The 6,732-nt window shown below is 28.9% G+C and carries 5 protein-coding genes; all 5 read left to right on the top strand.

What is annotated here, in order from left to right; all coding sequences use genetic code 11:
• The first annotated feature begins 247 nt into the window (after positions 1 to 247).
• The 5 genes from BN899_RS11770 to dnaK all read left to right on the top strand — a co-directional run bounded on the left by BN899_RS11770 (position 248) and on the right by dnaK (position 6,613).
• Positions 248 to 1,567 carry an APC family permease gene (locus BN899_RS11770; protein WP_042275629.1) on the top strand — a complete coding sequence of 440 codons (1,320 nt, stop codon included), beginning with the start codon at positions 248 to 250 and terminating at the stop codon, positions 1,565 to 1,567.
• Positions 1,568 to 1,778: 211 nt separating this feature from the next.
• Positions 1,779 to 2,912, top strand: a complete 1,134-nt coding sequence (gene hemW / locus BN899_RS11765; RefSeq protein ID WP_042275627.1) for a radical SAM family heme chaperone HemW — start codon at positions 1,779 to 1,781, stop codon at positions 2,910 to 2,912.
• Positions 2,913 to 3,011: 99 nt separating this feature from the next.
• Positions 3,012 to 4,031, top strand: a complete 1,020-nt coding sequence (gene hrcA, locus BN899_RS11760) for a heat-inducible transcriptional repressor HrcA (protein ID WP_042275626.1) — start codon at positions 3,012 to 3,014, stop codon at positions 4,029 to 4,031.
• Between the two features lie 34 nt (positions 4,032 to 4,065).
• Positions 4,066 to 4,659 carry a nucleotide exchange factor GrpE gene (grpE, locus tag BN899_RS11755; protein WP_052356843.1) on the top strand — a complete coding sequence of 198 codons (594 nt, stop codon included), beginning with the start codon at positions 4,066 to 4,068 and terminating at the stop codon, positions 4,657 to 4,659.
• A 115-nt stretch (positions 4,660 to 4,774) separates the two neighbouring features.
• Entirely contained in the window at positions 4,775 to 6,613 is a 1,839-nt protein-coding gene (gene dnaK, locus BN899_RS11750; protein WP_042275623.1) for a molecular chaperone DnaK, read from the top strand.
• Positions 6,614 to 6,732 lie beyond the last annotated feature (119 nt).

The raw sequence follows: 6,732 nt of genomic DNA, 5'->3' as shown, positions 1-6,732 counted from the left end.
AGAGTGAAAAGCATATTTTTACATAGATAGAACTTAAATTTTTATGTAAATAAAAAATATATTGTAGTATATATGTAAAAAATTTCTCTTAATATATTGGTTAGGCTTTAGTCATATACAGCTTTCTATCTATTAAAAAAGCACTTTTAATGTGAAAATTTTATAATTAAAAAAAATATGGTAATACTAAATCCATGCATCAAATGAAATAATTTTATATATTTATAAAATTGACAGGAGGAAAGCTATGAGTAATAAACTTAAGAAAACACTTGGTTTTTCCGCAGCCCTTTCTACAGTTGTAGGTATGGTTATAGGTTCAGGTGTATTTTTTAAACCACAATCAATATATTCTACAACTAATGGAGCACCAGGATTAGGAATGCTTGTCTGGGTTATAGCAGGTATTATAACTATAACAGCAGGACTTACAGCTGCAGAAGTATCAGCTGCAATACCAAAAACTGGTGGAATGATGGTATATATAGAAGAAATATACGGAGCTAAGTTAGGTTTTTTAACAGGTTGGATGCAAACTGTATTATTTTTCCCAGGGACAGCAGCAGCATTAGCTGTAATATTTGCACAACAAGTTGCAGAACTTATGGGATATGCATCATCTAACATGTCCATAGTTTTACCTATAGCTATAGGAGTTATAATTTTATTAGCATTATTAAACACTGTAGGTTCATCTTTAGGAGGTAGTATACAAACAGTTTCTACAGTTTGTAAATTATTACCACTAATATTAATAATAATATTTGGTTTTATAAAAGGAAGTGGAAACCCAATTATAAGTCCTATGGTGGGAGAAGGTGTAACTATAAATAAAGCTTTAGGTCAAGTATTAATAGCAGCATTATTTGCATATGATGGATGGATAAATGTAGGTGCTATAGCTGGAGAAATGAAAAATCCAGGAAGAGACTTACCAACTGCTATAATAGGAGGACTATCTCTTGTAATGGCTGTATATGTAGTTATAAATTTATCATATTTATGGGTAGCTCCAGCAAGTGAATTAGCTAAAGTAACAGCACCGGCAGCACTAGTAGCAACTAAAATATTTGGTCCTATAGGAGGAGATGTAATAACTGTAGGTATACTTATATCAGTATTTGGTACATTAAATGGATACTTACTTACAGGTCCTAGAATACCGTATACACTAGCTAAAAATGGAACACTTCCATGTAGTGAAATGTTATCAAAAGTTAATAGTGGAGGATCTCCATATAACTCAATTTGGTTAATAGCTATACTAGCTTGCATATATGCATTATCAGGGCAGTTTAATTTACTAACTGACTTAACTATATTTATAGTTTGGGTATTTTATGTATTAACATTTATAGGCGTTATGAAGCTTAGAAGAGATTATCCAGACTTACCAAGACCGTATAAAGTTCCTCTTTATCCAGTTATACCATTAATAGCTATAGCAGGTGGTATATTTGTTATACTAAATCAATTAATAACAGCCACAACAATAGCATTAGGAGGTATAATTATAACGTTAATAGGACTTCCGATATATTCATATATGAGCAAACAAAGTAATTAAATTTATATATTTTATAAAGGTCTTTGCTTAATACTTAAGTAAAGACCTTTAAATTTATATAAATATTAAGTTTAAACTATATTATTTTAGGGAATTCAAAATTAAATATAAAAAAATTTTAAATTAGATTTATTTAATATAATATGATGGCTTGATATGGCATAAAAAGGTATAATTTAAGTTATAGAAAATATGAAAAGAGGAAAATTTAATGTTAGGATTATATATACATATTCCGTTTTGCGTAAGTAAATGTAATTACTGTGATTTTAACTCATTTAAGATGGATAAAATAGCGAAAGATAAGTATTTAAAAGACTTGAAAAAAGAGATGGAACTATATAGCAAAGATTTGAAAGAAGATAATTATATTACAAGTGTTTTCTTAGGAGGAGGAACACCAAGTATACTAAATAGTAATGAATTAAAATATATATTTGAAAATATAAATTTATATTTTAATGTCAAAAATGATGCTGAAATAACAGTTGAGTGTAATCCTGGGACTCTAACTAAAGAAAAATTAAAAACTATGAAAGAGATTGGTATAAATCGACTTAGTATAGGACTTCAGGCTGTTCAGGATTATCACTTAAAATCTATTGGAAGAATACATACTTATGATGAATTTGAAAAAAACTATAAAGATGCACTAGAAGTTGGGTTTAAAAATATCAATATAGATTTAATGTACGCACTTCCAAATCAAACATTTGAAGATTGGAAAGAAAGTTTAGATAAAATAGTTAACTTAAATCCATCACATATATCAGCATACTCACTTATATTAGAAGAAGGCACAAAATTATATGATATGTATGAAAATAATGAATTTGATGTTATAGATGAGGATACAGATATTAATATGTATAACTATACTATAGATTACTTAAAAAGTAATGGCTATAATCAATATGAAATATCTAATTATGCAAAAGATAGATGTGAATGTGAACATAATATACTATATTGGAAATGTGATCATTATATAGGACTTGGACCAGGTGCTTCAGGATATATAAATGATTTTAGATATAATAATGTTGAATCTTTAAAAGAATATCATGAAAAACTATCTTTAAATGAAAAGCCAATAGAAAGTAAAGATAATTTAACTTTAGATGATAAAATTCAAGAAAAAATATTTATGGGTCTTAGAATGAATGAAGGTATAAAGTTTAAAGATTTTAAAGAAGAATTTAATATAAATTTTAAGGAAAAATATAGTAAAGAAATAAATAAGTTAAAAGAAAGAAAACTTATAAATGAGGATATAACTGGGATTAGACTTACTCAATCAGGAAGAGAAATATCAAATAGTATCTTTATAGAATTTATAGATTAATTTAGAGGTGTTGACAAATGAAAAATATAATGATATATAATATATATAATCTTTTTAGCACTCGAATTTAGTGAGTGCTAACAGCGAGGAGGCGAAAATATGGAGCTAAACGAAAGAAAACTAAATATCCTCAAAGCTATAGTTAAAGATTATATAGAAACGGCTGAAGCTGTAGGCTCTAGAACTATATCAAAAAAACATGATTTAGGAGTTAGTGCCGCAACTATAAGAAACGAAATGGCTGATCTTGAAGAACTAGGCTATTTGATTCAGCCACATACATCTGCAGGTAGAGTTCCTTCTGAAAAAGGATATAAATTATATGTAGATTTACTTATGTCTCAAAATGAGCTTAGGGATGATGAAAAGCTATTAATTGAACAATGTTTAGAAAAAAATGTAAATCATATAAAAGATTTAATTCATGAGACTTCTAAGTTATTATCTCAGCTTACTAATTATACAACAGTAGCTGTGACTAAAAGTTTAGTGAATCAAAGTGTTATAAAGCACATACAGCTAGTAGGAATGGGTGATAATAAAATTCTACTAATAGTGGTCACAGACAAAGGTGATATAAAAAATGCAAATCTTTTAACTAATATTAATTTAGATCAGTCTAAGTTAAACCTAATTTCTGATAATCTTACAAATAAATTATCAGGAAAAAGCATAACAGAACTAGATAATAGATTAATTGCATTTATAAAATATGAGATAAGTGAGTATTCAGCATTTATAGATGAGCTTGTAAATGCGCTTAACTTTAATATATCCGAAGAAGACTTATCAGTTTCATTAAATGGAGCTACCAATATATTTAGTTATCCAGAGTTTAACGATATAATAAAAGCAAAATCATTTTTGAACATGCTTGAGAAAAAAGAAACTATAACTAGCATGGTTAGATCTAAAGGAATACAAAAGGATAATATAAATATAATAATAGGTAGTGATAATGACTGTGAGTTAGCTAAAGATTGCAGTATAGTTACAGCAACATATAATATTGATAAAGATTTGGTAGGTCGTATAAGTTTTATTGGTCCTACAAGAATGGATTATGCAAGAATCTATTCGATAGTCAATTATATGAGCTTATTATTTAATAAAAAATAAATTTATAATAAAAATAACTAAGGGGTGTAATATCTTGGAAGAAAATAACATACAACAAGAAGAAATAAAAGAAGATAAAGACACTTTAGACAAAGAACTTCAGACTGAAAAAGTTGAAGAGTGTCAAGAAGAGTGTCAGTGTGAAGAATCTAACCAAGGAGATAATATATCTGATATAAATTCTAAGTTAGAAGAAAATAAACTAAAGGAAGAAATAGAATCACTTAATGATCAAAATCAAAGGCTTCAAGCTGAATATGCAAACTATAGAAGAAGAACACAACAAGAAAAAGAAACTATAGGTTTATTTGCAAATGAAAAAATAATAGGCGATTTAATACCAGTTATAGACAATATGGAAAGAGCATTAGATGCATGTGAAGATAAAGAAGATAACATGTATAAAGGTATAGATTTAGTTTATAAGCAACTTAAAGATACTCTAGTGAAATTTGGAGTAGAAGAAATAGAAGCTGAAGATGCAGATTTTGATCCAAATCTACATCTAGCAGTAATGCAAGAAAGTATAGATGGAGTTGAAGCCAATAAAGTAGTTATGGTTCTTCAAAAAGGATATAAGCTAGGAACAAAGGTGTTAAGAGCTAGTATGGTTAAAGTTTCTTGCTAAAATAAGTTTATACAAAAGATTAATTAACTAATAATTCTTCATATAAAAATGAAGTTAAAATACTAAAATAAGAATATAAAAATTAATATATAACCAATTAAGGAGGATATTAATCATGGGAAAAGTAATAGGAATTGACTTAGGAACAACTAACTCTTGTGTTGCAGTACTTGAAGGTGGAGAAGCACAAGTTATAACAAATGCAGAAGGTATGAGAACTACTCCATCAGTAGTAGCATTCACTAAAGATGGTGAAAGAATAGTAGGAGAACCTGCAAAAAGACAAGCAGTTACTAATGCTGACAAAACAATAATATCTATAAAAACTCATATGGGAACAGACTATAAAGTTAATATAGATGGGAAAGGTTATACTCCGCAAGAAATATCTGCAATAACTTTACAAAAATTAAAGGCTGATGCTGAGGCTTACTTAGGTCAACCAGTAACAGAAGCTGTTATAACAGTTCCAGCATACTTTACAGATGCTCAAAGACAAGCAACTAAAGATGCAGGTAGAATAGCAGGTCTTGATGTTAAAAGAATAATAAATGAACCAACTGCAGCAGCTCTTGCTTACGGTATGGATAAATTAGATCAAGAAAAGAAAATATTAGTATTTGACTTAGGTGGAGGAACATTTGACGTTTCTATACTTGAAATAGGAGATGGAACATTCGAAGTTTTAGCTACTGCTGGTAACAACAGATTAGGTGGAGATGACTTTGACCAAATAATTATAGATTACTTAGCTGATGAATTTAAAAAAGCTGAAGGCGTAGATTTAAGAAATGATAAGATGGCTCTTCAAAGATTAAAAGAAGCTGCTGAAAAAGCTAAAAAAGAATTATCATCTACAATGTCTACAAATATAAACTTACCATTCATAACTGCTACAGCTGAAGGGCCAAAGCATATGAATATAGATTTAACAAGAGCTAAGTTTGATGAATTAACTTCTAACTTAGTTGAAAAAACTATGGAACCAACAAGAAGAGCATTACAAGATGCAGGATTATCTACATCTGATATAGATGATGTATTATTAGTTGGAGGATCAACTAGAATACCAGCTGTTCAAGAAGCAGTTAAGAAGTTTATAGGAAAAGAAGCTCATAAAGGGATAAACCCAGATGAATGTGTTGCTGCAGGTGCTGCTATACAAGCTGGTGTTTTAACTGGAGAAGTTAATGATTTATTACTTCTTGATGTTACTCCATTATCTTTAGGTATAGAAACTATGGGTAACGTAATGACTAAGATAATAGAAAGAAATACAACAATACCAACTAAGAAGTCTCAAGTATTCTCAACTGCTGCAGATAATCAAACTGCTGTTGATATACATGTACTTCAAGGTGAAAGAAGTATGTCTTACGACAATAGTACTTTAGGTAGGTTCCAATTAACAGATATACCACCAGCACCAAGAGGAATACCTCAAATAGAAGTTACTTTCGACATAGATGCAAATGGTATAGTTCATGTTACTGCTAAAGATTTAGGAACAGGAAAAGAGCAAAAGGTAACTATAACTTCAGGAACTAATTTATCTGAAGAAGAAATAGAAAAGAAAGTAAAAGAAGCTGAGATGAATGCTGAAGCTGATAAGCAAAAGAAAGATAAAATAGAAGCATTAAATCAAGCTGATTCTACAATATACCAAACAGAAAAAACTTTAAATGAACTTGGTGATAAAGTAAATGCTGATGATAAATCTGCAATAGAAGCTGCAATAGCTGAGTTAAAAACAGTTAAAGAAAAAGAAGATTCAACAGCTGAAGAAATCAAAAAAGCTATGGATGAAGTAATGAATAAATTCCATAAAGTTTCTGAACAAATGTATCAACAAGCACAAGCTGAACAACAAGCTCCAGGACAAGAACAATCAGGATCAGCACAAGATGATAATGTAGTAGATGCTGACTTTACAGAAGTAAACGATGAAAAATAATTTACACAAATAGAAGTATTTGTATATAATAATATATATTAAAGAAAAGAGTATCTTTTCTAGAGCAATAATTGCTTAAATAGAGATAATAGCTTGTAGTTTGATATTCTACAAGCTAT

Origin of the sequence: Faecalimicrobium dakarense, from assembly GCF_000499525.1 — a bacterium.
Lineage (GTDB): Bacteria > Bacillota > Clostridia > Peptostreptococcales > Peptostreptococcaceae > Faecalimicrobium > Faecalimicrobium dakarense.
Note: the sequence above shows the minus strand (reverse complement) of the source record. Positions and strands in the feature narration are given on the sequence as shown.